The sequence below is a fragment of the Sphingomonas sp. NIBR02145 genome (genome assembly GCF_027359115.1).
Classification (GTDB): Bacteria; Pseudomonadota; Alphaproteobacteria; order Sphingomonadales; family Sphingomonadaceae; genus Sphingomonas; species Sphingomonas kyeonggiensis_A.
Genome location: NZ_CP114791.1, coordinates 317,138 through 343,400 on the forward strand (window position 1 = coordinate 317,138; position 26,263 = coordinate 343,400).

General features: G+C 67.1%; 22 protein-coding genes. 11 read left to right on the top strand and 11 right to left on the bottom strand.

Translation table 11 applies throughout. The annotated features are described in order from the left end of the window. Positions 1-188: 188 nt before the first annotated feature. The 6 genes from O3305_RS01485 to O3305_RS01510 all read right to left on the bottom strand — a co-directional run bounded on the left by O3305_RS01485 (position 189) and on the right by O3305_RS01510 (position 5,947). On the bottom strand, positions 189-1,346 hold the full coding sequence (locus O3305_RS01485) for an MFS transporter (RefSeq protein ID WP_269574851.1): 1,158 nt from the start codon (positions 1,344-1,346) through the stop codon (positions 189-191). Between the two features lie 43 nt (positions 1,347-1,389). Next, on the bottom strand, positions 1,390-1,947 hold the full coding sequence (locus O3305_RS01490) for a helix-turn-helix domain-containing protein (protein WP_269574852.1): 558 nt from the start codon (positions 1,945-1,947) through the stop codon (positions 1,390-1,392). A 31-nt stretch (positions 1,948-1,978) separates the two neighbouring features. Next, positions 1,979-2,182, bottom strand: a complete 204-nt coding sequence (locus tag O3305_RS01495; protein ID WP_269574853.1) for a hypothetical protein — start codon at positions 2,180-2,182, stop codon at positions 1,979-1,981. Continuing rightward, positions 2,175-3,389, bottom strand: a complete 1,215-nt coding sequence (locus O3305_RS01500) for a radical SAM/SPASM domain-containing protein (protein ID WP_269574854.1) — start codon at positions 3,387-3,389, stop codon at positions 2,175-2,177. The genes O3305_RS01495 and O3305_RS01500 overlap by 8 nt, the downstream gene beginning before the upstream one ends. Further along, positions 3,386-3,619: a hypothetical protein gene (locus O3305_RS01505; protein ID WP_184167549.1), complete on the bottom strand. Its 234-nt coding sequence runs from the start codon at positions 3,617-3,619 to the stop codon at positions 3,386-3,388. Before O3305_RS01505 ends, O3305_RS01500 begins: the two co-directional genes overlap by 4 nt. 258 nt (positions 3,620-3,877) lie before the next feature. Further along, entirely contained in the window at positions 3,878-5,947 is a 2,070-nt protein-coding gene (locus tag O3305_RS01510) for a TonB-dependent siderophore receptor (protein ID WP_269574855.1), read from the bottom strand. Between the two features lie 119 nt (positions 5,948-6,066). On the opposite strand from O3305_RS01510, the gene O3305_RS01515 reads away from it, so the two are divergent. Beyond that, positions 6,067-7,179, top strand: a complete 1,113-nt coding sequence (locus O3305_RS01515) for an acetyltransferase domain-containing protein (protein WP_269574856.1) — start codon at positions 6,067-6,069, stop codon at positions 7,177-7,179. Between the two features lie 5 nt (positions 7,180-7,184). Here the strand turns inward: O3305_RS01515 and O3305_RS01520 are convergent, their stop codons facing one another. The 3 genes from O3305_RS01520 to O3305_RS01530 all read right to left on the bottom strand — a co-directional run bounded on the left by O3305_RS01520 (position 7,185) and on the right by O3305_RS01530 (position 11,539). After that, positions 7,185-8,171, bottom strand: a complete 987-nt coding sequence (locus O3305_RS01520; RefSeq protein ID WP_269574857.1) for a hypothetical protein — start codon at positions 8,169-8,171, stop codon at positions 7,185-7,187. 87 nt (positions 8,172-8,258) lie between these two features. After that, complete coding sequence (locus tag O3305_RS01525; RefSeq protein WP_269574858.1) at positions 8,259-10,670, bottom strand: TonB-dependent receptor plug domain-containing protein; 2,412 nt, start codon at positions 10,668-10,670, stop codon at positions 8,259-8,261. Positions 10,671-10,846: 176 nt separating this feature from the next. Further along, complete coding sequence (locus O3305_RS01530; protein WP_269574859.1) at positions 10,847-11,539, bottom strand: hypothetical protein; 693 nt, start codon at positions 11,537-11,539, stop codon at positions 10,847-10,849. A gap of 294 nt (positions 11,540-11,833) precedes the next feature. Between O3305_RS01530 and O3305_RS01535 the strand changes: the two genes are divergently transcribed. The 10 genes from O3305_RS01535 (at position 11,834) to O3305_RS01580 (ending at position 24,857) form a co-directional block, all read left to right on the top strand. Beyond that, entirely contained in the window at positions 11,834-12,430 is a 597-nt protein-coding gene (locus O3305_RS01535) for an XrtA/PEP-CTERM system exopolysaccharide export protein (RefSeq protein WP_409372633.1), read from the top strand. 10 nt (positions 12,431-12,440) lie between these two features. Next, a complete protein-coding gene (locus O3305_RS01540; RefSeq protein ID WP_269574861.1) occupies positions 12,441-13,955 on the top strand; it encodes an XrtA system polysaccharide chain length determinant in 1,515 nt (504 codons plus the stop codon). 337 nt (positions 13,956-14,292) lie between these two features. Continuing rightward, complete coding sequence (locus tag O3305_RS01545) at positions 14,293-15,132, top strand: AAA family ATPase (protein WP_353739216.1); 840 nt, start codon at positions 14,293-14,295, stop codon at positions 15,130-15,132. Beyond that, complete coding sequence (locus O3305_RS01550; RefSeq protein WP_269574862.1) at positions 15,129-16,724, top strand: hypothetical protein; 1,596 nt, start codon at positions 15,129-15,131, stop codon at positions 16,722-16,724. The genes O3305_RS01545 and O3305_RS01550 overlap by 4 nt, the downstream gene beginning before the upstream one ends. A 16-nt stretch (positions 16,725-16,740) precedes the next feature. After that, complete coding sequence (locus O3305_RS01555) at positions 16,741-17,943, top strand: XrtA/PEP-CTERM system-associated ATPase (RefSeq protein WP_269574863.1); 1,203 nt, start codon at positions 16,741-16,743, stop codon at positions 17,941-17,943. 8 nt (positions 17,944-17,951) lie between these two features. Next, positions 17,952-18,806, top strand: a complete 855-nt coding sequence (locus O3305_RS01560) for an XrtA system polysaccharide deacetylase (protein WP_269576600.1) — start codon at positions 17,952-17,954, stop codon at positions 18,804-18,806. Beyond that, positions 18,803-19,876, top strand: coding sequence for a FemAB family XrtA/PEP-CTERM system-associated protein (locus O3305_RS01565; protein WP_269574864.1), 1,074 nt, complete (start codon positions 18,803-18,805; stop codon positions 19,874-19,876). The genes O3305_RS01560 and O3305_RS01565 overlap by 4 nt, the downstream gene beginning before the upstream one ends. Next, positions 19,876-21,126 carry a TIGR03087 family PEP-CTERM/XrtA system glycosyltransferase gene (locus O3305_RS01570; RefSeq protein ID WP_184167521.1) on the top strand — a complete coding sequence of 417 codons (1,251 nt, stop codon included), beginning with the start codon at positions 19,876-19,878 and terminating at the stop codon, positions 21,124-21,126. The genes O3305_RS01565 and O3305_RS01570 overlap by 1 nt, the downstream gene beginning before the upstream one ends. A gap of 159 nt (positions 21,127-21,285) precedes the next feature. Next, on the top strand, positions 21,286-22,794 hold the full coding sequence (xrtA, locus tag O3305_RS01575) for an exosortase A (protein ID WP_269574865.1): 1,509 nt from the start codon (positions 21,286-21,288) through the stop codon (positions 22,792-22,794). A gap of 170 nt (positions 22,795-22,964) precedes the next feature. Then, on the top strand, positions 22,965-24,857 hold the full coding sequence (locus O3305_RS01580; RefSeq protein WP_269574866.1) for an XrtA/PEP-CTERM system amidotransferase: 1,893 nt from the start codon (positions 22,965-22,967) through the stop codon (positions 24,855-24,857). Positions 24,858-24,967: 110 nt separating this feature from the next. On the opposite strand, the gene O3305_RS01585 is transcribed toward O3305_RS01580, so the two are convergent. Both O3305_RS01585 and O3305_RS01590 read right to left on the bottom strand, forming a co-directional pair. Beyond that, positions 24,968-25,447 (bottom strand): MAPEG family protein, encoded by a 480-nt coding sequence (locus tag O3305_RS01585; RefSeq protein ID WP_269574867.1) that lies wholly within the window; start codon positions 25,445-25,447, stop codon positions 24,968-24,970. 58 nt (positions 25,448-25,505) lie between these two features. Next, the gene (locus O3305_RS01590; RefSeq protein ID WP_269574868.1) at positions 25,506-26,087 is read right to left on the bottom strand and encodes a TetR/AcrR family transcriptional regulator; all 582 of its coding nucleotides are present in this window, start codon (positions 26,085-26,087) and stop codon (positions 25,506-25,508) included. Positions 26,088-26,263: the final 176 nt, after the last annotated feature.

Sequence of the window (26,263 nt, forward strand, 5' to 3'; positions counted from 1 at the left end):
CGGCCTTGCCGCCGGGGCGCCTAACGACGGCGCGCTGCTTGGCCCCGGGCCTCCCGGGACATGCCTGAGGAGAACCCGGGGCTAGATGCCTGCCAGGAGCTGTCCCGCATGGACGCGGTATCGCAGCATGGGTGCGCGAGCGGTCATGCTGCGAGGATGGCCGCCGGGGTGCGGCTTGTCAAACCGGGTCAGAGGCTTTCGGCGAGCAGCAGGCAGGCGAGCATCGCCAGCACCAGCCCGATCAGCGCGATCCCGAGCGCGGGCCAGCCCCAGACGGCGACGACCATGCCGGCCAGCGGCGGCCCGAGCAGCGCGCCGCCGGCGCCGAACTGGGTGATGAGGCCGTTGGCGGCGGCGATGCGGGGATCGTCGGGCGTGGTCGCGCCGGACTGGGCGGGCAGGCGGGCGAACATCAGCGGCGGGACGAGGCCGCTGACCAGCGTGGCGGCGATGGCGAGGATGGCGCTCGTGGTCAGGCTCGCGCCGCCGGCCTGGTAGAGCCAGAAGACCAAAGGCAGGGTGGCGAGCAGGGCGAGGGTGGAGACCAGCATCATCCGCCGGCGGCCGAGCTGCCCGCCGCGCATCAGCCACATCGCGGCGGCGGAGCCCGGCAGCGCGGCGAGCGAGGCGAGCGCGGTGACCAGCCCGACCTGCTCGATCGGGGCGCCGCTGCGCTCGACCAGGAAGCTCGGCAGCAGCATCAGCAGCGCGCAGACGAACAGTGTGTAGAGGCCGAAGGCAAAGGTGGAGACCCAGGCGGCGGGGGCGGGCAGGGTGATCCGCCTGCCGCTGGCGCCGGGGAGGGGGAAGCGGGTGAGCAGCACGGTGATGCCGGCAAGCGCCACCGCCCAGGCGAGCATCACCCCGCGCGGGCCCGCCAGCGTGACCAGCGAGGCAGTAACCGCGCTGCCGAGCGCGAGGCCGACGGGGACGAAAGTGCTCCACAAGGCGAGCGCGCGGCCGCGGCTCTCGTCAGTGGCGATGGCGGCGATCGCGGTGGGGCAGACGATGACCATCAGCAGATAGCCGACGCCTTCCACCGCGCGGGCGGCGAACAGGAGGGCGGGGCCGGGGGCGATCGCCTCGACAAGGCTGGCGGCGGCGAGGGTGGCACCGCCGGCGAGCAGGAAGGCGCGCATGCCGAAGCGGGCGAGGCCGAGGCCGGCGACGAAGCCGAACAGCCCGCCACCGACTTCGAGCAGCGAGATCAGCAGGGCGATCTGGGGGAGCGAGAGGTGGAAGCCCTCGCGCAGGATCGGCGCGATCGCGGAAATCTTGGCGAGCTGCGCGGCGGCGAGGATGCCGACCAGCCAGAGGATCAGGATTCGGGGCCAGGGGGTACGCATGCCGCCCTGCTAGGGACGGGCGCCGGCGATGGCCACGAATAGATTATACGGGGTCGGAAGCGATCGTGGTGGTGATGCGGCCGATCCGGCCGTCGGCGAGCGGCACCGTCTCCCAGCGCATCAGGCTGGGCAGCACCGCGATCACCGCGCTGTCGTTATGGCCGGTGTGGAACTCGAGCCGCTGGAACGGGCGATCATACCAGCCGCGATCGGCAAGGCTTTCCTCGGCGGCGATGATCTCGGGACTCGCGAAGGACCAGAGCGAGCGGTTGAGGAACGCATCGGCGCTGCTTCCCCAGCCCTGGGTCCGGGCGGGCGAGGCGGCCAGCAGGCGGTGGGTGGCGTCGCAGACGAGGTGGACGGGCGCGCGCGAGGTCTCGATCAGGCGCTTGAGCGCGGCGTCGGCGTCATTGCCGGCATTGGCGGCGATCATCGCGAGGATGCGTTCGCGCATCGCCGGCTCGGGCTCGTGCATGCCGCTTTCCCAGCGCGACACGCTGGCCTGGGTCACCGCCAGGTGCTCGGCGACATGACCCTGCTTGATCCCGTTGAGGATGCGGAAGCGGCGCAGGGCCCTGCCCACGGGGAGATCGTGCAGCATGGCGGGGAAGATAGGCCGGCCGGGCGGCAGGTCAATGCGCGGACGCGGTGCCGCTGAGGGCCGCCTGCAGCCTGGCGATCATGTCCTGCACCTCGGCGCTGCGCAGCTGGTGCGCGGCCTCCAGCGCGGCGAGGTCGCCGCCGCAGAAGTCGCAGGCGGCGTTCTCGATGCGGACGAAATGCTGGCAGCCGCGGCAGAGGCGCAGCGGCACCGGGATGCGGCCGGGTTCAGGCATGGACCGGAACTTCGGCAAGGGCCTCGACCACGATCTCGAACTCGCCATGATCGAAGGAGCGGCCCTCGGCGTCCTTCACCTTGACCAGTCGCTCGCGCAGGCCGCGCGACTGGAAGTCGAGCGCGCGGTGGTGGCACATCGGGTTGTTGCCGGCGCGGCCCATCAGCGCGTGCGCGGTCCAGGTGCAGCCGGCCATGCAGGTCTCGGCATAATAGCAGCCCCGGCAATAGCCCCAGAGATCGTCGAGCGTGCGGCGGCGGTTGAACGCCATCGGCTCGGCATTCTCCCAGATGTCGCGCAGGCGGCGCTCGCGGACATTGCCGCCGGCATAGGGGCTGGGCAGGCCGGGGCAGGACTTGATCGTGCCGTCGGCCTCGATCCCCATCACCGTGTCGCCGGCGTTGCAGCCGTGGAAGTGGATCTCCTCGTTCATGACGTTGCGCAGCGCGCTTTCGTGCGGGCCGAAATAGCCGATATTGCTGGCGGGCTGGAGGAAGAGGCCGCGCTCGCGCCCCTTGGCGGCGAGATCCGCGAGCAGGGGCATCACTTCGAGCATCTGCCAGGGCTGGAGCAGCATGTCGGGATGATCGGCGGCATTGCCCATCGCGGTGGTGATGGCCAGCTGCCAGTTGCGGCAGCCGGCTTCGATGATGATGTCCATCAGCTCGGGCAACTGGGCGAGGGTGAGGGCGTTGATCTGGGTGTTCACCCCGACTTCCAGCCCGTGCGCGCGGACATGGCGCATCGCCGCCAGCGCCATCTCGAACGAGCCGATCACGCCGCGCAGGCGATCATGGGTGGCGCCGATGCCGTCGATCGAGATGCCGACCGCGTTGAGCCCGGCGGCGGCGGCCTGGGCGACGCGATCCTCGCTGAGGTTGCGCCCGCCGGTCTGCAGGTCGCATTCCATGCCGGCGGCGCGGATCGCGGCGATGATCTGGAGCCAGTCCTTGCGGAGATAGGCCTCGCCGCCGATCAGCCCGACGCTGCGCGCGCCGAGTTCGGCGATCTGCTCGACCAGGTCGAGCGCCTCGGCGGTGGAGAGCTCGTCGCGGCGGCGGCGGCCGGCGCGCGAGCCGCAATGCTGGCAGGCGAGATCACAAGCCAGCGTGATCTCCCAGACCACGCTGACCGGGATGCGGCCCATTATGTCGTCGAGACCGGAATAGCGGACAGGCAGGGTTTCGCTTGTCCGCGCCCCGGTCACTTGGCGGTAGCCTTTCGCAGCACACCTTCGGCGGCATGGATGATGCCGTCGAGATCCTTGTACTCCGCCTTCAGCTCCTTGGCGCCGGTGATCAGCGCCTTGAGTTCCGCGGCATTGGCTCTTTCGAGAATGTCGAAGACGACCGGACGGTAATAGACCCGGCCCGGATCAAGCAGAAGGTGGAGTCGTTCGAGAGTCAGCGCTTCGCGCTGTATCTTGGGAATTGCCATAAGCCGTCTCCCGTATAAAGCGACGTCGAGTCGCAAGGAAAACGTACCGGATTCGCAAGTTGTTTGGAAGTGACTCCAAGTTTAGTTGAATTGATGTGCTTTGTCATTGATGATGATTATAAATCCATTTCGGATTGTATTCGGATTAATTTCAGAAATACCATTATCCGACGCCGTGGGGGAATTCGTGCGGGCATAGATATTTGCGCGGTGCTCTGCATATCCCGGGGTGCCTGGCGCACCCCGGGGCAAGGGTGTTCAGAGCGCGATCCGCAACGAGGCGCGGACGGTGCGCGGCGCGCCGGGGAAGATCCAGACCGGGCTGTACGAGCTTTGCGCGTAGCGGGCGTCGAACAGGTTGTCGGCCTCCAGGCGCAGGCCGAGCGCCGGCGAGAAGGCATATTCGACTGCCGCCTTGGCCTTCACATAGTCGGGCAGGACCAGGCCGCTGCCGTCGATCGCGCCGGCGCGGTCGCCCATGTAGCTGGCGCCGGCGCTGAGCGAGAGGCCGCGGCCCTCGGCATCCTGAAAGCGGCCGAGAACGAAGAGCGTGCCGGCATGCTCGGGCACGTCGAGCACGCGATCGGTGGCGAAGCTGGCGTCGTCGGTGCGGGCATGCGTCCAGGCATAGTTGGCGACGATCTGCCAGTGCGGGGCGAGCCTGATCGACGCATCCGCCTCGATCCCGCGGCTGCGCAGGTTGCCGACGGGGGCGAGGAAGTTCGGATCGGTGGGATCGTTGGTGAGGATGCCCTGCTTGCGGATATCGAACCAGGTGACCGCAACGTCGATCCCGGCCCAGGCGCCGGTGACACCGAGCTCATAGCCCTTGCCGCGCTCGGGCGCGAAGCCCTGGCCGAAGCGATCGGTGCCGGAATTCAGCAGGAAGCTTTCGCCCCAGTTCGCGTGCAGCGCGAAACGCTCGTCGAGCTTGTAGCGGGCGCCCGCGCGGAAATTGACCGGCTGGTCGACCGCGCGGCCGGTGGCGCCGGTGTTGTTGTTGTGGATGCGCTGGCGATAGGCGTCGAGGCGGACGCCGCCGGTCAGCGTGAGCCTGTCGCTCACATCCCACATATCCTGCGCATAGAGCGTGCCGGACCAGCGCTTCTCGTGATTGTTGGTGAAGGGGAGCAGCACCGGCGGAGTGCCGCCATAGACGGGGTTGAAGATGTCGATCGCATAGGGCGCGGCCGCGGTCGGGTTACGACGCATCCAGCGCTCGGCATAGTCGAGGACATAGCCCTTGGCGCCGAAGCTGAGGCGATGCGCGCCGGCCTGGCCCGACAGCTCGATGCGGGCGGAGAGATCGTCCACCACGAAATCGCGTGAGCGGCGCTGGCGCCAGAGGGTGGTGCCGCCGACCAGGCGCGACTGATCGGAGGAGAAGCCCTTCAGCGAGCCGGTGCGCCAGGCGATGCCGGCGTTGAGGCTCCAGCTGTCGCCGAGATTGGCGAGCGCGGTGAGCTGGTGGCGCTCGTTGCGGAAGCGGGTGACGCCGTCATTCGGCTCGCCGTAGAAACGGTTGCGCGGCAGGGCGTTGGCATCGCCGTTCAGCGCGGGGACGCCGCGATCGAAGGGTGCGTCGAAGCGGGTGATCTCGCCGACATAGGTGAGGCGGAACGCGTCGCTCGGGCGCCAGGTGAGCGAGGGCGCGACGGTGCGGCGGCTCAGCGTCACATGATCGCGCCAGCCATCGCTATCCTCGCCCGCGACGACGATGCGGCCGGCAAAGGTGCGCGAGATCGGCAGGTTGGCGTCGAGCTCGACCCGGCGGGTGTTGAACGAGCCATAGCTGAGCACCGCGCTGGCCGAGGGGGTGAAGCCGGGAGTCTTGCTGACGATGTTGACGCGGCCGCCCGGATCCACGTCGCCGAACAGCGCGCCTGCGGGACCCTTGAGCAGCTCGATCCGCTCGACCGTGGACGGATCGCGGGGCGGGCCCATGCCGCGATTGGCGAGGAAGCCGTCGACATAATATTCGGCGCCGCCATCGGGCGTGCCGAGAAAGCCGCGGATCGCGAAATTATCGAGCATGCCGCCGCGATTATTCTGGTTGCTGACGCCGCTGACCAGCTCGAGCGCATCGGACAGGCGATAGGTGCCCGCCGCGACGAGCAGGTCGCGCTCGATCGAGCGGCTCGACTGCGACATGCGCTCGGTCACCGGGCCCGAGGAGAGGGTGGGATCGGCGCCGGTGCGGCGGGTGCCGAGCACGACAATCTCCTGGCCCTCGACGGCGGGCTCCTCCTTTTCCGGCTCGGCAAAGGCGGGGAAGGTGCAGAAGAGCAGCGGCGAAAGCAGCGCGGCCGCCGGAAGATGTCGGAACAAGGGGCTTGCCTTTCAGGTGATGATGTAACATCGCATGTGGCGAAAGGAAGCCGATGCTGTCAACCCTGAAGCCTGGTGCCGAAACATTTCCTCATGCAGCCGGGAAGCCCGCGCGGATCGTGTCGATCGATGCGCTGCGCGGGCTGGTGATCCTGCTGATGCTGGTCGATCACACTCGCGAGTTCTTCTTCCGCTACGTGCCGGTGAGCGACCCGATGGACGTGGAGGCGACCACGCCGGCGCTGTTCTTCACCCGGCTGTCGGCGCACCTCTGCGCGCCGATCTTCGTGCTGCTCACCGGGGTGGGGGCGTGGCTCTATGCGGCGCCGCGCGGCGGGGCGCGGGCCGCATCGGACTTTCTGTGGAAGCGCGGGCTGTTCCTGGTCGTGCTCGAACTGACGGTGGTGAGCTTCGCCTGGAGCTTCGAGCTGCTGCCGGACCGGTTCTTCCTGCAGGTGATCTGGGTGATCGGGCTGTCGATGCTGGCGCTGGCGGCGCTGGCGCATCTGCCGCGCTGGGCGCTGATCGCGGTGGGGCTAGTGCTGGTGCTTGGGCATAATCTGCTCGACGGGGTGCATGTCGCGCCGGGCGGTATCGGGCATGTGCTGTGGGCGGTGCTGCACGAGCGCACGCTGCTGCCGCTGCCCTGGGGCGGCGATGTGCGGACCTCCTATCCGCTGCTGCCGTGGATCGGGGTGATCGCGCTCGGCTATGGCATCGGGCCGTGGGTCGCGCGGGGCGTGGAGCAGGGCTGGCGGCTGCGGGCGCTGGTGGTGAGCGGGGTGCTGGCGCTGCTCGGCTTCGTCGTGCTGCGGGCGGTGAATGTCTATGGCGATCCGACGCCGTGGCAGACGGGCAGCGACGGGCTGCGCACGGTCATGAGTTTCCTCAACCTGACCAAATATCCGCCCTCGGCGGACTTCCTGCTGCTGACATTGGGCGTGGGCGCGCTGCTGCTCGCAGCGCTGGAGAAGCTGCCGGTGCGGTCGATGGCGATGCTGGCGGTGTTCGGGTCGGCGCCGTTGTTCTTCTACATCCTGCATCTGTATCTGCTGCACGCGGTCAACCGGATCGCGGCGCTGGCGACGGGCGTGGATGGGCTGGCGACGCTGCCCAATGTCGCGAGCCTTTGGTCGCTGGCGTTGGTCGTTGCGGTGCCGTGCTGGTTCGCGTGCCGGTGGTTCGGCGGAGTGAAGCGGGCGAGTGGGGCTTGGTGGATGCGGTATTTGTAGGGGGGTTAGATCATCCAACGAGATTTGGGCTGGGCTATCTCATCCAATTGATCCAGCAAGTCTACGCGGTAATTGCTATGTTCTAAGAATTCGCGCTTGAGGAAATGTTCAGTTAGTCGCGGCTTGTTCCCTAAAAAGAACAGCTGGTCTCGCGAATAAATCTGCGTGATCTCATTCACCTTGTTGACCATCCATGGTGGAGCCCGAAGGGCGGCGCAGTTTCGGTTGGTTCGCATCGATATTGGAGTGCAAACATAAACGCATAGATTTGGTGTGAGTGGTATAAGCGCTCTCCCGCTAACACGATTGATCTGTAGGCTACCGGATAGCCAATCGAGGTAACCATCGCCGCATACGAAGCGTTTGTGGTCGGAATGGAGAACTACAAAGAAGCGATTGGTTATGCCTCCTTTTTGACAAAGCCTTTTTGCGAGCAGATAGCTCTGCCGCATATTTGCTTTCCCAACGCTCTCGCTCACCGGCAATCCAAATTGAGCAGGAAAATTTTCCCACTTCCAGCGGTTCGACGGGCTCCGAATAAGAAGCGAGTAGACCAGCAATAGAAGGTCCCTGCTGGCGTGTTCTTCCATATGGTGGATTGCGCACGTCTCAGCCAGTGTCCGATCTCTTTTTGAGATGGAGTTTAGAAGGCTTTGAACTGCTGATGGCGCTGACTTTGAAGGTCTCAGATTGTTAAGTTTTTCAATGATTCTATGAACTTCATTATCAATGTCGAATTCGCACTCGAAATTTGTTTCACCCCATTCGCCCCCGCGAAACAGCGTATGGCCGTGCTTTTTGTAGCCGATTTTTTTGTTGTAGAATTTTTTCTGACCGGACGCCCCGTCGGGGCCAACCCACGCAACATCACCTTCGGCATCTGCCCAATAGGTCTGAAGCCCTATTGGCCACCAGTGATGATTTTTCGGTCGGCTACCACACCCCATAGCAGCGTCCGGGCTCCTCAATTCCGCCCTGCCGACAAACAGCATCAGCGTATTTAGATTACTAGCTACTAATCGGTCCCGTAAAAAAGGAAGCGGCGTTTCCACCGCTCCCGAGCGCAGGGAAACAGTCGATTACCAGCTCAGGCCGATGCGGGCGTAAACGTACCGCCCGCCGAAGCCGAAGGGCGAGTAATAGGGGAAGCCGACCACGCCGGTGCTGTTGTTCGCGGCGATCGTGTAGTCGGGATATTCGTCGAACAAATTGTTCACGCCGAGCGCGATCTGGGCGCCCTTGAGCGCCTGGTAGCGCAGCTCGAGATCGGCGATCGTGTGCTTGCCGGTGTAGATGTCCGCCGCCGGTGTGGTGCCCGGCTGGATGACGTTGCCATAATGGCTGGCGCGCGCGGTGATCGCGAGCTTGTCCAGCGACCAGTCGATCGTGGCGGTGAGCTTCTCGCCCGGCGTGCCCTGCTCGATCGAATAGATGCGGCTGCGGGCGAACAGGACAGGCGCCGGGTTGACCGTGCCGGTCGAGGTCGGGATCGAGCTGCGATCGACCTTGGTCTGGTTGAGGTTGCCAGCAATCGTGAAGTCGAAGGTGCCGGCGTCGTCGGCGCGCAGCTTGTAGTGCGCGACGACATCGACGCCGCGGACGCGTGAGCGCAGCCCGTTGATGAAGAAGCGCGCGGCCGAGACGTTGTAGGGCAGGAGCAAAGTCGCGACCTGCGGGCTGAAGCTCGACGCGATGTTCTCCGACAGCGCGAGCTGGTTGCGCAGGCGGATCTGATAGGCATCGACGGTGAGGTCGAATCCACCCGAGCGGATTACCGTGCCGAACGACAGGTTGGTCGAGCGCTCGGGCTCGAGCGGCAGGCCGCCGAGCGCGGTGGCGACCGGGCTGACCGACGGGAAGGTGCCGGTGAGGATCGGGTTGCCGTTCTGGATCACCGAGGCGACCGAGGTGAAATATTGCTGCTGAAGGCTCGGCGCGCGGAAGCCGGTGGAGGCGGTGCCGCGCAGGGCGAACCAGGGGGTGACGTCATAGCGCAGCGAGACCTTGCCGGTGCCGGTGTCGCCGAAATCGGTATAGTGCTCGGCGCGGCCGGCGAGGCCGACCAGGAACTTGTCGGTGACCTGGGCCTCGAGGTCGATATAGCCCGACACGTTCTTGCGGCCGCGCTCGATCGCATTGGCCGGCGAGAAGCCGCCAAAGCCCTGCGCGCCCGGGGTGCCGGTGGTGACGCCCGTCGGGTAGCCATAGGAGGCCTGCTCGCCCGGGGTGATCTTGAAGCCCTCGCGGCGGCCTTCGACGCCGAAGGCGACGTTGAGCGACTGGAACACGTCGAAGCTGCGCGACACGTCGAGCCCGGCGACCCACTGGTCATAGATCAGCGCGCCGTCGTAGAAGTTGGTCGGCGAGGCGTTGCCGTACGCGTAGTTCGCGGAGTTGCGGGTGTAATAGGCGATCTTGTTGCGGCCGTACGCGACGTTGAGGTCGACGTTCCAGCCGGCCAGGTCGCCCTTGAGGCCGAGCGCGCCGTTGGCGTTGGTCGACTTGGTGTTGATGATCGGCAGGAAGCCGTTCGGGTAGATGCCCGAGACCGCGGTGGCGGCGCTGGCGAGGCGGGGGAAGGCGGCGCTGCGGCTGTCGCGGTCCTGATAGCCGAACCAGCCATAGAGCTTCCAGTTGTCGCCGATGCCGGTGCCGGCGTTGATATAGCCGGTATACTGCTCGACCTCGGGGTCGCCGAAGCGGCCGGTGACGCGGGTGGGGGTGACGCGCGGATCGAAGTCGGCGCGGTTGGTCGGCTCGCGCTTGGTATATTCGCCCGAGAGGGTGACATAGCCGTCATTGCCGAAGCCGAGGCCCTGCCAGGCCGAAGCGGTGAAGGTCGGCTCGCCGGTGACCGAGCGGCTGCCGCGAGCAGTGTCGATGTCGGTGGCGTAGAAGCCATAGGTGGCGGTGACGCCGCCGCCCGAGCGGGCCTCGCGCAGGCGCACGTTGATCACGCCGGCGATTGCGTCCGAGCCGTACTGGGCCGAGGCGCCGTCACGCAGCACTTCGATCCGCTCGAGCGCGGTGGCGGGAATGGTGTTGAGATCGACGGCGGCCGAGCCGCGGCCAACCGAGCCGTTGATGTTGAGCAGTGCCGAGGCATTGGCGCGCACGCCGTTGATCAGGACGAGCGTCTGGTCCGGCGAGAGGCCGCGCAGCGTGGCGGGGCGGATCGCGTCGGTGCCGTCGACCGCCGAGGGGCGCGGGAAGTCGATCGAGGGCGCGACGGTGGACAGCGCCGCGCCAAGCTCGGTCGTACCCTGGTTGCGCAGCGCGGTGCCGCTCAGCACATCGACCGGCGAGGCGGTGTCGAGCCGCGAACGGCCCTGAGCGCGGGTGCCGGTGACGACGATCTGGGTGTCTTCGGCCGGCGCTGCCGGTTCGGCCTGCGGTTCCGCGGTGGGCGTGGTGTCCTGCGCGAAGGCGGGAGGGGCGGCGACCGCCAGCGTGGTGGCGATGGCGAGGAGCGAGGATGTACGGAAACGCATGTGATGGCCCACCTTTTCTTATGGTGAGCAGAATTCACACCAATCCGATGGGAATTGGTACAAAGGAAAGCTTGGCGAAGGCAAAAGCGGGTTTTCGCGGTGTTGCGTGATAGCAACACACTTGGTCCGACAACGCCGGCCGGCGCGATTGGTTCCGCGACACCGCGGCGCGGCTCTTATGCGTCGGCGATATAGCCGCGCAGGAGGTCGGCGCGATCCTTGGCGGTGAAGCGTCCGGTGCTGATGACCTCCCAGACCACTTCCTGCAGCACCTCGACGCGCTGGCCGTCGCCTTTGAAATCCTTGTCCGCCATGAAGGCGTAGAGCTCGGCAAGACCGGCATGCTGGCTGACCGGCCCGATCGCATATTGGCCGCCGCCCTCGGGAATTTCGCGGTCCTTGTTGAGGCAATAGACGTGCAGCGGGATATTGACGATGTCGGTCGGCTTACCCTTCTCGTCGAGCAGGCGGCCGGGACCGCCATTGGTGGTCGGCGGGATCCTCAGTACCTGCTGCTCGACCAGCAGGCCGTTCTGAAAGCCTTCCGATGCGCTGACGATGACCAGGCCGGCGGGGAAAATCACGGTGACGGGGGCGCCGGTGCGGTTGCGGACCGGCACGCAGCGCCGGACCATGAGGCCGCTGCCGACGGTTGCCGTCCGCGCCCTGGGGCAATTGCCGTCGTCATCGGCGGGGAACAGCGGGCCAGCGAGCTCGATGCCGGCCGGCAGCGTGAAGGGGGTTCCCTTTGGCGCGCGCTTGTCGGTGCCGAAGCCGGGCGTGGCGGTCTGGGCATGCGCCGGTTGCCCCGCAAAGGCGGCGATGGTGATCGCCAGCGATGCGTGGAAAAGCGATTGCCGAATCTTCATGTGGTTCCTCCCGATAATTCGGCGGTGCCGGGCAGGCTCGCGAGCCGCCAGCACGGGGCGACTGGCGATGACCTGGCTGCGACCGGCATCGCTGTCCCGCCCCGGAACGCGTGCGCAATCGGGATGAATCGATTGCGCACGCCCGACCCCTAACCCGATATTTACCTCTCAAGCGCATAGCTGACCCTGATCCTGCGCGGGTTGCTGTCGAGACGTCGGCGGCTTTCGGCCCGGCAGGAAAAGGAGCTCGGTATGCGTTTCATCGGTTTCGGCAGGACTGTTCTGGCTCTCGGCATGGCGGCTGCGCTTGCCGCGTGCGGCGGCGGCGGGGGCCGTCCGGAACTGCCGCCCGCGGCCGCGGTGGCGGAGCGCGAGGTGCCGAGCGAGGAATATGTCATCGGCCCGATGGACCAGCTCCAGGTATTCGTGTGGCGCAACCCCGAGCTGTCCTCGAAGGTGCAGGTGCGCCCCGACGGCCGGATCACCGTGCCGCTGATCAGCGACATGCCGGCGGTGGGCAAGACCCCCGCGATGCTCGCCGACGACCTGAAATACGCGCTCAGCGAGTATATCAAGGATCCGATCGTCTCGGTGATCGTCGAGAATTTCAACGGCACCTACAGCCAGCAGATCCGCGTCGTCGGTGCGACCGAGAAGCCGGCCTCGATCCCGTATCGCGCCAACATGACCGCGCTCGACGCGATGATCGCGGTGGGCGGGCTCAGCGAGTTCGCATCGGGCAATCGCGCCCGGCTGGTGCGCTACGACCGGCAGACCGGCAAGCAGACCGAATACAAGCTGCGCCTTGGTGCCCTGCTGGGCGGCGACATCAAGGCCAACGTCAAGCTCGAACCGGGCGACGTGATCATCATTCCCAAGAGCATGTTCTGAGGTAGCGCGGGTGGGGAACCTCTACGAAGAACTGCGCGGCGCACTGCACGCGGTCTGGCAACGGCGCTGGATTGCGCTGGCGGTGGCGTGGTGCATCTGCCTGGCCGGCTGGCTGGTCGTGTCGCAGATGCCGAACAAATATGAATCGCGCGCGCGCATCTTCGTGCAGCTGCGCCAGATCATCCCGACCGACGGGACGACCGCGCTCAACCAGCAGAAGGACCTTGACCGGATCCGCCAGACGCTGACCAGCGCAGTGAACCTGGAGAAGGTGGTGCGTGGCACCGACCTGGCGCGGACGGTGGCGACCGACCGCGACGTGGCGGACCGCGTGGCCGGGCTGCAGGCGGCGATCAAGCTGACCGCGCAGCAGGACAATCTGTTCGAGATCACGGTGACGACGCAGAGCGGCAAGCTCGCCAAGCAGATCGCCCAGAAGCTGATCGACATCTTCGTCGAGACCAACCTTTCCGACAATCGCGACCAGTCGAGCCAGTCGCTCGACTTCATGGACCAGCAGCTCGCCGAGCGGCAGAAGCAGCTGCAGGACGCGGACAGCAAGCGTGCCGACTTCCAGGCGAAGTTCCTCGGCTCGCTGCCGGGCACGGGATCGATCGAGGATCGCGTCTCGGCCGCGCGGACGCAGCTGGCGCAGATCCAGGGCGACCTGGCGGCGGCGCAATCGGGCCTGAACGTGGTCAATGCCCAGATGGCGGGCACGCCGGCGAACATCGCGGGTTCGGGCGGCGGCGCGGTCGCGGGGCCGGCGCGGGCGCGGCTGCAGGCGATCCAGGGCCAGATCGCCGATGCGCGGGCCAAGGGCTATACCGATAGCCATCCGGACATGATCGCGCTCAAGAACCAGCTGGCGGCGGCGCAGTCCGCCGCTTCGCGCGAGCCGGTGGTGAGTGGTGCGTCGGCGGGGGCTTCCAATCCGGTCTATATCGGCCTGCAGTCGATGCGGGCGGACAAGCAGGCGACGGTTGCCGCGCTCGTCCAGCGCAAGGCGCAGATCGAAGGCGACCTGAACGCGCTGAGCGCCAAGATGGCGGAAGCGCCGGGCGTCGCGGCCGAGCAGGGCGAGATCGAGCGCCAGTATCAGGTGCTCAAGACCCAATATGACCAGCTGCTCGCCCAGCGCGAGCAGATGAAGATTTCGAGCCAGGCGCAGAATGTCGCCGATGCCGACAAGTTCAACGTCGTCGATCCGCCGACCCAGCCGCGCGCGCCGACCTCGCCCAATCGTCCGCTGTTGCTGACCGGCGTGCTGATCGCCGGGCTGGGCGCGGGCGTGGCCTTCGCATTTGCGCTGGGCAAGCTGACCGCGACCTTCCCGACCGCCGCCAAGCTGGAAAAGGCGAGCGGCATGCCGGTGATCGGATCGATCGGCGAAGTGGTGACCGCGGCGCAGACCGCGATGCGCCGCAAGAAGCTGACCCTGTTCGCAGGCGGCGTCGCGGCGCTCGGCGTTGCCTATGTCGGGCTGATCGGGGTCGAGTTCCTTCAGCGGGGCATGGGAGCCTGAGATGAATGACCATACGCCCCGCCGCCTGAAGGGATCGTTGCTCGAGCGCGCCGCGCAGGGCTTCCATTATGCGCCCGCGCCGATCGAGGACGTGCCACCCGCACCGGTTTCCAAGGCTGCGCCGAAGCCGCGGGTTGAGGCGCCGCGTGCAGAGGCTCCATCGCCCGCGCCTGCGCCGCAGCCGCGAGTTGAGGCTCCTGTTCTTGTGCCGGCTCCGGTCGTGGCGCCTGCGCCTGCGCCGGTTGCTGCGCCCGTTGTTGTTGCTCCCGAGCCAGTGCCCCAGGCACAGCCGGTCCCCGGCGAAAGCCGGGGTCCCGAGCCCAGCAGCGAGTCGCCCGTGATCCTGGGCCCCGGCCTTCGCCGGGGAGCAGAGATCGCCGAGAGCGCGGTCTCCGAGCCGCAGATTTCGACCGCCCGTACGCGCGATCGCGTCGCCCCGATCGATCGGGGCGTTCTCGAACAGGGCGGGATGCTGATCCCCGGTGGGCCGATCACGCCGCTGGCGGAAGAATTCCGCATGGTGAAGCGCCAGTTGCTGCTCACCGCGCGCGCCGTTGCCGCCAAGGATACCGTCAAGGCCGCCGACCGCGCCCGGATGATCCTGGTCTGCTCGGCCCAGCCGAACGAGGGCAAGACCTTCTGCGCGATCAACCTTGCGCTCTCGATGGCGACCGAGCGTGACGTCGAGGTGCTGCTGGTCGATGCCGATTTCCCGAAGCCTGACGTGCTGCCGCGGCTTGGCCTGCCGAACGGTCCGGGTCTGCTCGATGTGCTCGCCGGTTCGGTGGCCAATGTCGAGGACTGCATCATCGACACCGATGTGCCGCAGCTTTCGGTGCTGCCGGCCGGTGCCCGCTCGATCAGCGATACCGAGCTGCTGGCCAGCGATCGCGCGCGTGCGGTGATCGACGGGCTGGCCGAGGCCAATCCGCGCCGCATTGTGATCTTCGATTCGCCGCCCGCGCTCGCGGCGTCGCCCGCTTCGGTGCTGGCGCTGCATGTCGGGCAGGTGATGCTCGTCGTGCGCGCGGACAAGACCAGCGAGGGCGACCTGCGCCAGGCTGTCAACACGCTGGATGCCTGCGAGCATATCCAGCTCGTGCTCAATTCCGTCTCGTTCCAGCCCGGCGGCCGCCGGTTTGGCAGCTATTACGAATATGGGGAGGAAAGCCGGTGAAGCGGCTTGTCGTTACCGGTGCGGCGCTGCTGGCCGCCACCGCCATCACGCCGGCGAGCGCCCAGCGCGCCCGGATCACGCCCTATGTCGAAGCGAGCCAGGTGGTCGCGGCCGATCTGAACGGCGGCGACGTGCTGACCTACTCGACGCTTGGCGCCGGCATCGATGCGCAGGTGCAGTCCCGCCGCGTCGAGGTGCAGGTGAGCTATCGCTACGAGCACCGGTTCGACTATCAGAACAAGCTCAACAACGATCACACGCATAGCGGCCTCGCGACCGTGAAGGCGGCGGTGGCGCCGGGCCTGTCGATCGAGGCGGGCGGCATCGCCACGCGCACCCGTTCGGACGTCCGCGGTGACGTGCAGACCAGCAATGTCGGCAATTTCAGCAACTCGGCACAGGTCTTCTCGGCCTATGTCGGCCCGAACCTCGCAACGCATCTGGGGCCGATGTTCGTCAACGGTGCCTACCGCTTCGGCTATACGAAGGTGGAAGCGCCGGGTTCGACCGGATTGGCCGCCGGCCAGCCGCGGCTCGATTACTATGACGATTCAAAGGTGCATGTGGCGACCGCCAGCGTCGGCGTGAAGTCGGGCACGGTGCTGCCCGTCGGCATCACGGTAAGCGGCTCGTACACGCGCGAGGACGCCGGCCAGCTCGACCAGCGCTTCGAAGGGAAGTGGGGCCGCGGCGACGTGGTGCTGCCGATCATGCGCGGCCTCGCGCTCGCGGGCGGCGTCGGCTACGAGCAGATCAAGATCAGCCAGCGCGACGCGCTGCTCAACGGCGCCGGCCAGCCGGTGCTCGACGGGGCAGGGCGCTTCCGCACCGATCCCAACTCACCGCGCCGCATCGCCTATGACCTGGACGGCGTGTTCTGGGATGCCGGCGTGATCTGGAAGCCGAGCCGCCGCACCTTCTTCGAGGCGCGCGTGGGCCGGCGTTACGGCTCGATGAGCTATACCGGCTCGCTCAGCTACCAGCCGACCCCGGGCAGCGGCATCCAGATCGGCGTCTATGACACGGTGCAGACCTTCGGCCAGCAGCTGAACGGCGGGCTCTCCAACCTGCCGACCAGCATCGCGAGCAGTACCGATCCGTTCGGTAACCAGTTCCAGGGCTGCATCTACGGGACGACCAGCGCGGCGACAGGTGGCTGCATGAACGCTGTGCTCGCTTCCGCCACCACCTCCGCCTATCGCGCACGCGGCGTGACCGGCGTGGCGGTGATGGGCCGTGGCGGCACCCGCTTCGGCATCGGCGGCGGCTATGCCAAGCGCGACTTCATCGCGCCGACCGGCGGCACCGGCTTCACCACCAACGGCACCAGCGACACGACCATCTATGGCCAGCTCTTCGCCTCGACCGATGTCGGCGCGAACGGCTCGCTCCAGGGCAGCGTGCTGGGCAGCTATTACAACAGCGACATCCCGGGGAACGACGGCATTTACGGTTGGGGAGCGAATGCCGCCTATACCCATCGCTTCGGACGACTCGGTGCCACGCTTTCGACGGGCATCTTCGGGTTCGAGCGGGATGGCGAAAGCTCGGCCAGCGCACAGGCGCTGCTGGGCCTGCGCTACGGCTTCTAAGGGTCGGGACGGGAACATGTACGACGATCACTATGGATTGACCGGCCGGCCCTTCCAGCTGACCCCCGATCCGAAATTCTGGTTCGACACGGCGACGCACCGCAAGGCGATGGCCTATCTCGGCTATGGGCTGAGTCAGGGCGAAGGCTTTGTCGTGATCACCGGCGATCCCGGCGTGGGCAAGACCACGCTGATGGGTCACCTGCTCGGTGAGATCGACCGCGAGCGGCTGAATGTCATCAAGATCGTCTCGACCCAGCTGCGCCCCGAGGACCTGCTGCGCTTCGTCTGCCAGGGGCTGGGGATCGACAGCTCGGGGCTGAACAAGGCCGAGATGCTGGGCGAGATCGAGCGCGGGCTGCATGCGGTGGCGCGTACCGGGCGGCGAACGCTCGTCGTGGTCGACGAGGCGCAGTCGCTGCCGATCGAGAGCCTGGAGGAGCTGCGCATGCTCTCCAACTTCCAGGCCGGCGGCTATCCGCTGCTGCAGATCTTCCTGCTCGGCCAGCCGGAGTTCCGCGTGACCCTCAGCGATCCGCGGCTCGAGCAGCTGCGCCAGCGCGTGATCGCGATGCATCATCTCGATCCGATGCAGGCCGACGAAGTCGAGCCCTACCTGATCCACCGCCTGTCCTGTGTCGGCTGGCGCGGCAAGCCGCGCTTCACCAATGACGCGGTGGCGGCGATCCATCGCTGGTCGGGCGGCTCGCCGCGCCGGATCAACCAGCTCGCCAGCCGCGTGCTGCTGTTCGGTGCGGTCGAGGAGATGGAGACGTTCGGCGCGAACGAGCTGGCGGCGGTGATCGCCGACCTCAACCAGGATACGCCGCTCTCCACCTATCGCCCGGCGCCGATCGCGACGCCGGCTGCCTTCGCGCCGCCGCCGGTCGAGGCGTTCGCGCCGCCGCCGGTTGCGCCGGTGACTGAGCCGGAACCCTATGAGCTGACCGATGTCGCGCCGATGGGGATGGGTGCGCCGGTGCCGCCGCCGCATCCCACCGACCCGGTGCCGCTGCGCCCGGTCTTCACGGCACCGGCTCCGGTGGCGCCGGTTGCCGACGACACGCTCCAGCGCCGGATCACCGACCTGGAGGTGCAGCTGCGCGACCAGGACGAGGCGCTGCGCCGCGTGCTGGGTCTGCTGGTCGACTGGGTCGAGCAGGGCGATGCGCAGGGCCGCCGCCCTGACCTGTCGGCCGTGCGCGGGAACGTGGCCTGATCGCGATGGTGGTCAACGCGCTCTCGGTCGATGTCGAGGACTGGTTCCAGGTCGGCGCCTTCGAGAACACGATCGCGCGCGACGACTGGGATTCGCTCGAGCACCGGGTGGAAGCGAACACCGACAAGGTGCTGGCGCTGTTCGATGCGGGCGGGGTCAAGGCGACTTTCTTCACGCTGGGCTGGGTGGCGGAACGCTATCCGGCGCTGATCCGCCGCATCGCCGAAGCGGGGCACGAGGTCGCCAGCCATGGCTGGGATCATGCCCGCGTCTTCACCCTCGATCCCGAGCAGTTCCGCGCCGATATCGGCCGGGCGCGCAAGGCGCTCGAGGATGCGAGCGGCTCGAGCGTGACCGGATACCGCGCGCCGAGCTTCTCGATCGATCGCCGCACGCCCTGGGCCCACGAGGTGCTGGCCGAGGAAGGCTATGCCTATTCTTCGAGCGTCGCGCCGGTGAAGCATGACCATTATGGCTGGCACGATGCGCCGCGCGGCGCCTTCTGGCCGGTGCCGGGCGCCGAACTGATCGAGGTGCCGATCACGCTGGCGAGCTTCTTCGGTCGCGAGGTGACCACCGGCGGCGGCTTCTTCCGGCTGCTGCCCGGCGAAGTGACCTATCGCGCGGTGCGCGCCGCCAATGACGCGGCTCGTCCCGCGATCTTCTACTTTCATCCCTGGGAGATCGACCCGGGCCAGCCGCGCGTGCAGGATGCGCCGTTCAAGTCGAAGCTGCGCCACTACAGCCGGTTGGGCGCAATGGCGGGCAAGCTCGAAACGCTGATCGCGGGGCATGAATGGGGCCGGATGGACGCAGTCGCCGCACGCGAGGCGGAGAAGCTGAAGGCGGAGTGCGCCAAGTGAACGCGCCCTTGCTCGCCAAGCCGGTGCCTCTGCGCATCGCCGACCTGGGCGACGAGATCGAGCGCGCACGGATCGGTGCGTTCGTCCACGATCATCCCGAGGGTACACCCTTCCATCTGCCTGCCTGGAGCATCGGGGTGGCACGGGGCTGCGGGCAGAAGAGCCACTATCTGATCGCCGAGAACGCCAAGGGCGACCTGGCCGGCGTGATGCCGCTGACCGAAATCTATTCGCCGATCTTCGGCAAGGTGCTCGCCTCGGCCGGGTTCGGCGTGGGCGGAGGCATCCTGACGCATGACGCGCGGCTGGTCTCGCAGATGGCGGACGCGGCCTGGATGCTGGCGCAGAAGCGGAAATGCCCGGTGATGGAAGTGCGCGGCGGGCCGCTGCCCGGGCCGGAATGGAGCGTGGACGACACGCGCTACCTGGGTTTCGTGCGCGACCTGGCCGCGGACGATGATGCCGAGCTGCTCGCCATCCCGCGCAAGCAGCGCGCCGAAGTGCGCAAGGCGCTGGAGAACGATCTGGAGATATCGATCGGCTGTAATCCCGACGACATCGCCGCTCATTATGCCGTCTATGCCGAATCGGTCCGCAACCTCGGCACGCCCGTATTTCCCCGGAGTCTTTTTTCCGAGGTTTTGCGGGAATTTGGCAATTCGGCGGACGTGCTTATAGTCCGCCATGGCGGGGTGGCAGTGTCGAGCGTTTTGAACCTTTACTGGAAGGGGACGGTCTACCCCTATTGGGGCGGCGGCACGCGCGCGGCGCGCGGCCTGCGCGCCAATGACCGCATGTATTTCGAGCTGATGCGCCATGCCCGCGAACGCGGCTGCCAGCGTTTCGACTTCGGCCGTTCGAAGACCGGGACCGGCCCGGCGGCGTTCAAGAAGAACTGGGGCTTCGAGCCGAAGCCGCTGACCTATTACGACCGCATCGCCGAGGGCGCCAAGCCGCGCGACGCGAGCCCGGTGAACCCGAAATATTCGCTGCAGGTGCGCGTCTGGAGCAAGCTGCCCCTGTGGATCGCCAATCGCGCGGGTCCGCTGATCGCGAAGGGCCTTGGCTGATGGGCGATATCCTGTTCCTGGCACACCGCGTGCCTTATCCCCCCGACCGTGGTGACAAGATCCGCGGCTTCCACGTCCTCAAATACCTGTCGACGAAGCAGCGGGTGCATCTGATCGCCTTTGCCGACGATCCTGCCGATCTGAAGCAGAAGGGCGGGCTGACCAAATATACGGGCAACCGCTCGATCGTGTGGCGTGCCAAGTCGCAGATGGTCGCGGGCTTCCAGGCGCTGATGCAGCACCGCCCGGTGTCGCTCACGGCGTTCGACAATGATGCGCTGCGCCAGTCGGTGGAGAATATCCTTCAGCGGCACCGGATTGACACGATCTACGTCTTCTCCAGCCAGATGGCGCAGTATCTGCCGCCGCGGCCGCGCCAGCGCGTGATCATGGATTTCGTCGACATGGATTCGGCGAAGTTCGCGGCTTATGCGAAGAGCTCCAAGGGGCCGATGCGCTGGATGCTCGGCCGCGAGGCGCGGATGCTGCTCGCGCATGAGAAGGCGATCGCGCAGCGCGCCGACGCGAACCTGTTCGTCAGCGAGGCGGAGGCGGAGCTGTTCCGCCAGCGCACTGGCGCCGATCGCGTCCATGTGCTCGAGAACGGCATCGACACCGAGTATTTCGACCCCGCATCGACCTTCAAGCGCGTCGATGTGATGGGATCGACGATCGTCTTCACCGGGCAGATGGACTATCGCCCGAACATCGAGGGCGTGACCTGGTTCGTCGAGACGATCCTGCCGCATATCCGCCTGGTCCATCCCGATGCCCGCTTCATCATCGTCGGCCGCAACCCGACCGACGCGGTGAAGGCGCTGGGCAAGCATCCGGGTGTCGCGGTGATCGGCGAAGTGCCGGACGTGCGCGGCTGGCTGGCGCAGGCGGCGGTAGTCGTGGCGCCGCTCAAGCTGGCGCGGGGCATCCAGAACAAGGTGCTGGAAGGCATGGCGATGGCACGGCCGGTGGTGGCCAGCGAGGCCGCCGCGACCGGCATCGACCATGGCGGCACCATCCTGGTCGGCGCCACCGTGGGCGAGATGGCCGAACATGTGACGCGGCTGCTCTCCAACCGGCGCAAGGCGACCGAACTGGGCGAGGCGGCGCGCCAGCGGGTGATCGATCGATACAGCTGGGAAGCGCGGCTGAGCCCGCTCGACGAAGTGCTCGGCCAGCCGTTGCGCCCGGCCAAGGAAGAACGCGTGGCCCGCGTGACCGACGTGCCCAAGAAGCCGCGGCGGGCGGCGTGATTTCCTTCTTCCGTCATCCCCGCGAAGGCGGGGATCCAGAGCCCAAAGCGATGCGCGAAGTAACCCTGGATCCCCGCCTTCGCGGGGATGACGGGATTGGGGTCGCGATGCCGAGGTTTGGTTCTGATGGCTGATGTAGCGATCCCTGCGCAGGCTCCCATGCCCGCCACAGCCAGCTTCGACGCGCGCTGGAAGCGGCATGCCGCGATCCTCGGCGCCGTATGGGTCGCGCTGCTGGCGATCTTCCACCGCGACACCGCCGATCTGGCAACGATCTACTGGACCAACACGACCTTCGGGCATTGCCTGTTCATCACCCCGGTGATCGCCTGGCTGGTATGGCAGCGCCGGCTGGAGCTAAGCGAAGTCGTGCCGCAGGGCTGGTGGCCCGGGCTGGCAATCGTCGCGTGCGGCGGGCTCGGCTGGATGGTCGGCGATGCCGCGGGCGTCGCGCTGTTCCGTCATGCGGGGCTCGTGCTGATGCTGCAGGGGGCGGTGGTGAGCGTGCTGGGGCCGAACGTGTCTCGCGCCGTGCTTTTCCCGCTTTGCTACATGGCGTTCCTGGTGCCGTTCGGTGACTTCATGGAAGGGCCGTTGCAGGACATCACGATCACGATGATCATGCCGATGCTCCACGCATTCGGGGTCCCGGCGAGTGTGGACGGGGTGCTGATCACCACGTCCAACGGCTATTTCGAAGTGGCCGAGGCGTGCTCGGGCGCCAAGTTCGTGATCGCGATGATCGCGTTCGGCGTGCTGGTGGCGAATGTCTGCTACGTCTCGTGGCGAAAGCGCGCGGCATTCATGGTCGCGGCGGTCGTCGTGCCGATCCTTGCCAATGGGCTGCGCGCCTTCGGGACGATCTATGCGGCATGGTGGACCTCCGTGGCGGCGGCGACCGGCTTCGACCATATCGTCTATGGCTGGGTATTCTTCGCGCTGGTGATGGCGGCGGTCCTGGCGATCGGCTGGAAATGGTTCGATCGCGATCCCGATGCGCGCTGGTTCGATCCGGCCAAGTTGCAGACGGTGCCGAGCCGCCGGGTGGATGCGCCGATCGCGGCTGTGCTGGTACTGCTGGTGGCGAGCCTGTTCCTCGGCTGGTCGAGCCTCAACGACGCGCGCGCCTCGAAGCTGCCCGCGCAGATCGCCTTGCCCGACGTGCCGGGCTGGCACCGCGTGCCGCCGGCGACACGCGCGGCCTGGTCGCCCAATTTCCCGGGCGCCGATCACATGCTGATCGGGCGCTATGCCGACGACAATGGCCGCAGCGTCGATCTGGCGGTGGCCGTCTATGCGACCCAGCATGAGGGGCGCGAGCTGGTCGGTTTTGGCATCGGTGCGATCCGTGAGAATGACCGCTGGGTGAAGATCGAGGACCTCGGGCCGGTACGCCGCGGCGCCGCGCTGCGGATGACCGGGCCGGGGCGCGTCGAGCGCGAGGTCGTCACCTGGTATCGGATCGGCGGCGTGCTGACCGGCAGCGAGAAGCGGGTGAAGCTGGAGACGCTCAAGACCAAGCTGCTCGGCGGCAACCAGTCCGGCGTGGCGGTACTGCTCTCGGCCGAGCAGGGCAGTGAGAATGGCGCACACGCTGCTATCCAGGATTTCCTGGGTGCTATGGGGCCGGTGGAGGGGCTGGCCGATCGCATGACGGGCACGCGCTGATTTCCTTGGCTTCCACCCGTGCTATTCCCCTCCCTGCAAGGGAGGGGCTAGGGGTGGGTGGCGTCTTGGCGATACGGCGGCCGCGTGATGGCGTCACCGTATCGTGTGCAGGGACCCACCCCCGACCCCTCCCTTCCAGGGAGGGGAGTGAAATGAGGAATCTTCGCTGAATGTGCGGCATCGCCGGCCTTTACTATCCCGCGCTGGCCAAGCCTGTGGACCCCGCGCGCATCGTGCAGATGACCGATGCGCTGGTGCATCGCGGGCCGGACGGATCGGGCGTGTGGGTCACTGCCGGCGTGGGGCTGGGGCATCGGCGCCTGGCAATCATCGATCTGGAAGGCGGCGTGCAGCCGATGGCGACGCCGGACCAGGGCGTGGTCGTCACCTACAATGGCGAGATCTACAATTTCCAGGAGGTCCGCGCCGAGCTGGAAGCCAAGGGCGCGCGCTTCGCCACCGACAGCGATACCGAGGTGCTGCTGCACGGCTGGCGCGCCTGGGGGCCGCGGATGCTGGAGCGACTGAACGGCATGTTTGCCTTCGCGCTCTACGACGCCCGGACGCAGAGCCTGTTCCTGGCGCGCGACCGGTTCGGCGTGAAGCCGCTCCACTACGCAGAGCTGTCGGACGGGGCGGTGGCCTTTGCCTCGGAGCTGAAGGGGCTACTGGCGCATCCGCTGTTCCGCCGCACGCCCGATTTCAAGGCGGTCGAGGATTATCTGGGACTCGGCTACGTGCCCGACGACGCCTCGATCCTGAGCGGCGTGAAGAAGTTGCCCGCCGGGCATTTCCTGCTGCTCGAACGCGGCAAGCCGGTGCTGGCGCCGCAGCGCTGGTGGGATATCGACTTCTCGAAGCGCGCAACCGGCAAGGTCCGTGATCTCGAGGCCGAACTGCTCGACATGATGCGCAGCGCGGTGCGCTCGCGGATGATTGCCGACGTGCCCCTGGGGGCGTTCCTCTCGGGCGGCGTCGACAGCTCGGCGGTCGTCGCGCTGATGGCCGAGGCGAGCAAGACGGCGGTGAAGACCTGCACGATCGGCTTCGACGAGGCCGACCATGACGAGACCGCCTATGCGCAGATGGTCGCGGAGCGCTTCGCCACCGCGCACCAGGCGCGCAAGGTCGCGTCGGACGATTTCGCACTGATCGACACGCTGGTCCATGCGTTCGACGAGCCCTTTGCCGATGCCTCGGCGCTGCCGACCTACCGGGTGTGCGAGCTGGCGCGCGAGAGCGTGACCGTGGCGCTGTCGGGCGATGGAGCGGACGAGGCGCTGGCGGGGTATCGCCGCTACAAGTTCTTCGCGGCTGAGGAGCGGATGCGGGGGCTGCTGCCGCAGGAGCTGCGCACCAGCCTGTTCGGCACGTTGGGGCGGCTCTATCCCAAGGCCGACTGGGCGCCGCGGCCGTTTCGCGCCAAGACCACCTTCCTGGCGCTCGCCGAGAATGGCGAGCAGGCCTATCCCAAGGCAGTGGGTGTTACCGGGCCGGCACTGCGGGCCGCGCTCTACAGCGACGCAATGAAGAAGGCGCTGGCCGGGCATACCGCCGAACAGCGGTATACCGACACGATGCGCCAGGCGCCGGCGCGCGATGGGCTCGACCGGGCGCAATATGCCGATATCCAGCACTGGCTGCCGGGCGACATCCTGACCAAGGTCGATCGCGCCAGCATGGCGGTGAGCCTGGAAGCGCGCGAGCCCTTGCTCGATTATCGGCTGGTCCAGTTCATGGCGACGCTGCCGCCATCGCTGCGGATCCGGGCAGGGCAAGGCAAGTGGCTGATGAAGAAGGCGCTGGAGCCCTATCTGCCCAAGGACGTGCTCTACCGGCCCAAGATGGGCTTTGTGACCCCGATCAGCGCCTGGTTCCGCAAGGCGCTGGCGGATGAAGCTGCGGCGCTGGGGCGCTCGAAGCTGCTCCAGAGCACAGGCTGGTTCGACCTGCATGCGATCGAGCGGCTGGCGGCGGACCATAAGGCAGGCCGTGCCGAGCATGGCCGGACGCTGTGGCAGTTGCTGATGCTTGAGCGCAGCCTGAGTAGGCTATTCGCCTAGTTGTTCCCGTCATGCTGAACTTGTTTCAGCATCCAAGGTGCGACCAGCGACGGTGTCGCCCGGGGAAGGTTGCCCCTTAAACAAGTTCAGGGTGACGGTGCTGGCCAAGCCTAGCGATCCACCACCATCGCCGTTGTCTCGATCGGGGTAGGGGCAGAGTGATCCATCACGATCGCGATGCCGGCGTGCAGGGTCAGCGCCGCCAGCGCCAGGGTGGAGAGCAGGAACAGCGCGAAGCGCGTCGAAACCTTGTTGAAGGTCGCCTGCACCAGGCTGTGGGCGATGCGAAGGATCACATAGGCCCAGGCAAGCCACAGGTTGATGCCCTCGCCCCGATCGAGCAGCGCGAGCGTGAGCGCGATGGCGTAGAACAGGGTCGGCTGCTCGTGGAGATGGTTGTAGTTGTGGGCCTTCCACTGCGCTTCGGCGGGCAGGATCTTGTCCGCGTCCGAGCCCTTGGAGCCGATCAGCTTGCCGAGATCGACGCCAGCCTTGCTCATCGCGGGGATGCGCAGGACCAGCATCCAGGCCAGCATCACCAGGGTCCAGGCGACAAGCGCCACCACTGGCACGAGAATTTCGCTGTGCATTGCAGTCCCCTCCACTGCGTTGTGCGGGGAGGCTGCCGGAAACCTTCCGGGAACGCAACTAAACCGGAGCGAGCAGGCTTTCGAACAGCAGGTGCGTCGCGCGGCGGAGCGCCGCCTCGTCCTGCGCGGGCCAGACGGCGTTGCGGCAGAGCACGCCCATCACATGCGCCTGGGTGAGCCAGCCCACTGCTTCCGCATCGGCATCGGCGCGCGCCTTGCCGGCGGCGACCAGGCTGTGCACCGCGGTTTCGATCGCCATGCGCAGGCGCTCGAGATTGGCGGTGTTGCGTTCGCGCAGCCCCAGGTCACTGGCGCTGGCGGCCGTGATCTCGATGCCGAAACGGGCGTTGGCGGGGGGCAGGGCAGGGGCGATCTGGCGCTCGAACACGGAATCGGCGAGCGCGGCTATGCTGCTGTCGTCCACCGGGCCAAGCTCGGCGGAGAGCATGTCGGTCACTGCGTGGATCAGCGCCTCGCGGCTCGGGAAGTGGCTGTAGAAGGCACCCTTGCTGATCCCGGCCTGCGCGCAGACATCATCCACCGAAGTGGCGAGCAGGCCGCGTTCGAAAAGGCAGTGCGCGGCGGCCTGGAGGATGTGCATGCGCCGCTTGGCTGCGGTCGCTTCGGTCAGACGGGGCATTCAACTCTCACTGATACGTCAACCATGAGACTGCAACCCGATTGATGCCCCCATGTTGCAGCGCGCGGTTGGTTGGCAAGGCACGGGCTCCACTATTCCCGGCGTGGGACAGGTTGATCGCGGCTTGAGCCTTCCGACCCTTCGCTCGCCGGCAAAAGAAAAAGGGCGGCCGGGGA

Coding starts and splice junctions, on each gene's coding strand:
- O3305_RS01485 (WP_269574851.1), bottom strand. CDS start 1,346: ATGCGTACCCCCTGGCCCCGAATCCTGATCCTCTGGCTGGTCGGCATC.
- O3305_RS01490 (WP_269574852.1), bottom strand. CDS start 1,947: ATGCTGCACGATCTCCCCGTGGGCAGGGCCCTGCGCCGCTTCCGCATC.
- O3305_RS01495 (WP_269574853.1), bottom strand. CDS start 2,182: ATGCCTGAACCCGGCCGCATCCCGGTGCCGCTGCGCCTCTGCCGCGGC.
- O3305_RS01505 (WP_184167549.1), bottom strand. CDS start 3,619: ATGGCAATTCCCAAGATACAGCGCGAAGCGCTGACTCTCGAACGACTC.
- O3305_RS01520 (WP_269574857.1), bottom strand. CDS start 8,171: ATGCTGTTTGTCGGCAGGGCGGAATTGAGGAGCCCGGACGCTGCTATG.
- O3305_RS01525 (WP_269574858.1), bottom strand. CDS start 10,670: ATGCGTTTCCGTACATCCTCGCTCCTCGCCATCGCCACCACGCTGGCG.
- O3305_RS01530 (WP_269574859.1), bottom strand. CDS start 11,539: ATGAAGATTCGGCAATCGCTTTTCCACGCATCGCTGGCGATCACCATC.
- O3305_RS01535 (WP_409372633.1), top strand. CDS start 11,834: ATGGCGGCTGCGCTTGCCGCGTGCGGCGGCGGCGGGGGCCGTCCGGAA.
- O3305_RS01555 (WP_269574863.1), top strand. CDS start 16,741: ATGTACGACGATCACTATGGATTGACCGGCCGGCCCTTCCAGCTGACC.
- O3305_RS01570 (WP_184167521.1), top strand. CDS start 19,876: ATGGGCGATATCCTGTTCCTGGCACACCGCGTGCCTTATCCCCCCGAC.
- xrtA (WP_269574865.1), top strand. CDS start 21,286: ATGCCCGCCACAGCCAGCTTCGACGCGCGCTGGAAGCGGCATGCCGCG.
- O3305_RS01580 (WP_269574866.1), top strand. CDS start 22,965: ATGTGCGGCATCGCCGGCCTTTACTATCCCGCGCTGGCCAAGCCTGTG.
- O3305_RS01585 (WP_269574867.1), bottom strand. CDS start 25,447: ATGCACAGCGAAATTCTCGTGCCAGTGGTGGCGCTTGTCGCCTGGACC.
- O3305_RS01590 (WP_269574868.1), bottom strand. CDS start 26,087: ATGCCCCGTCTGACCGAAGCGACCGCAGCCAAGCGGCGCATGCACATC.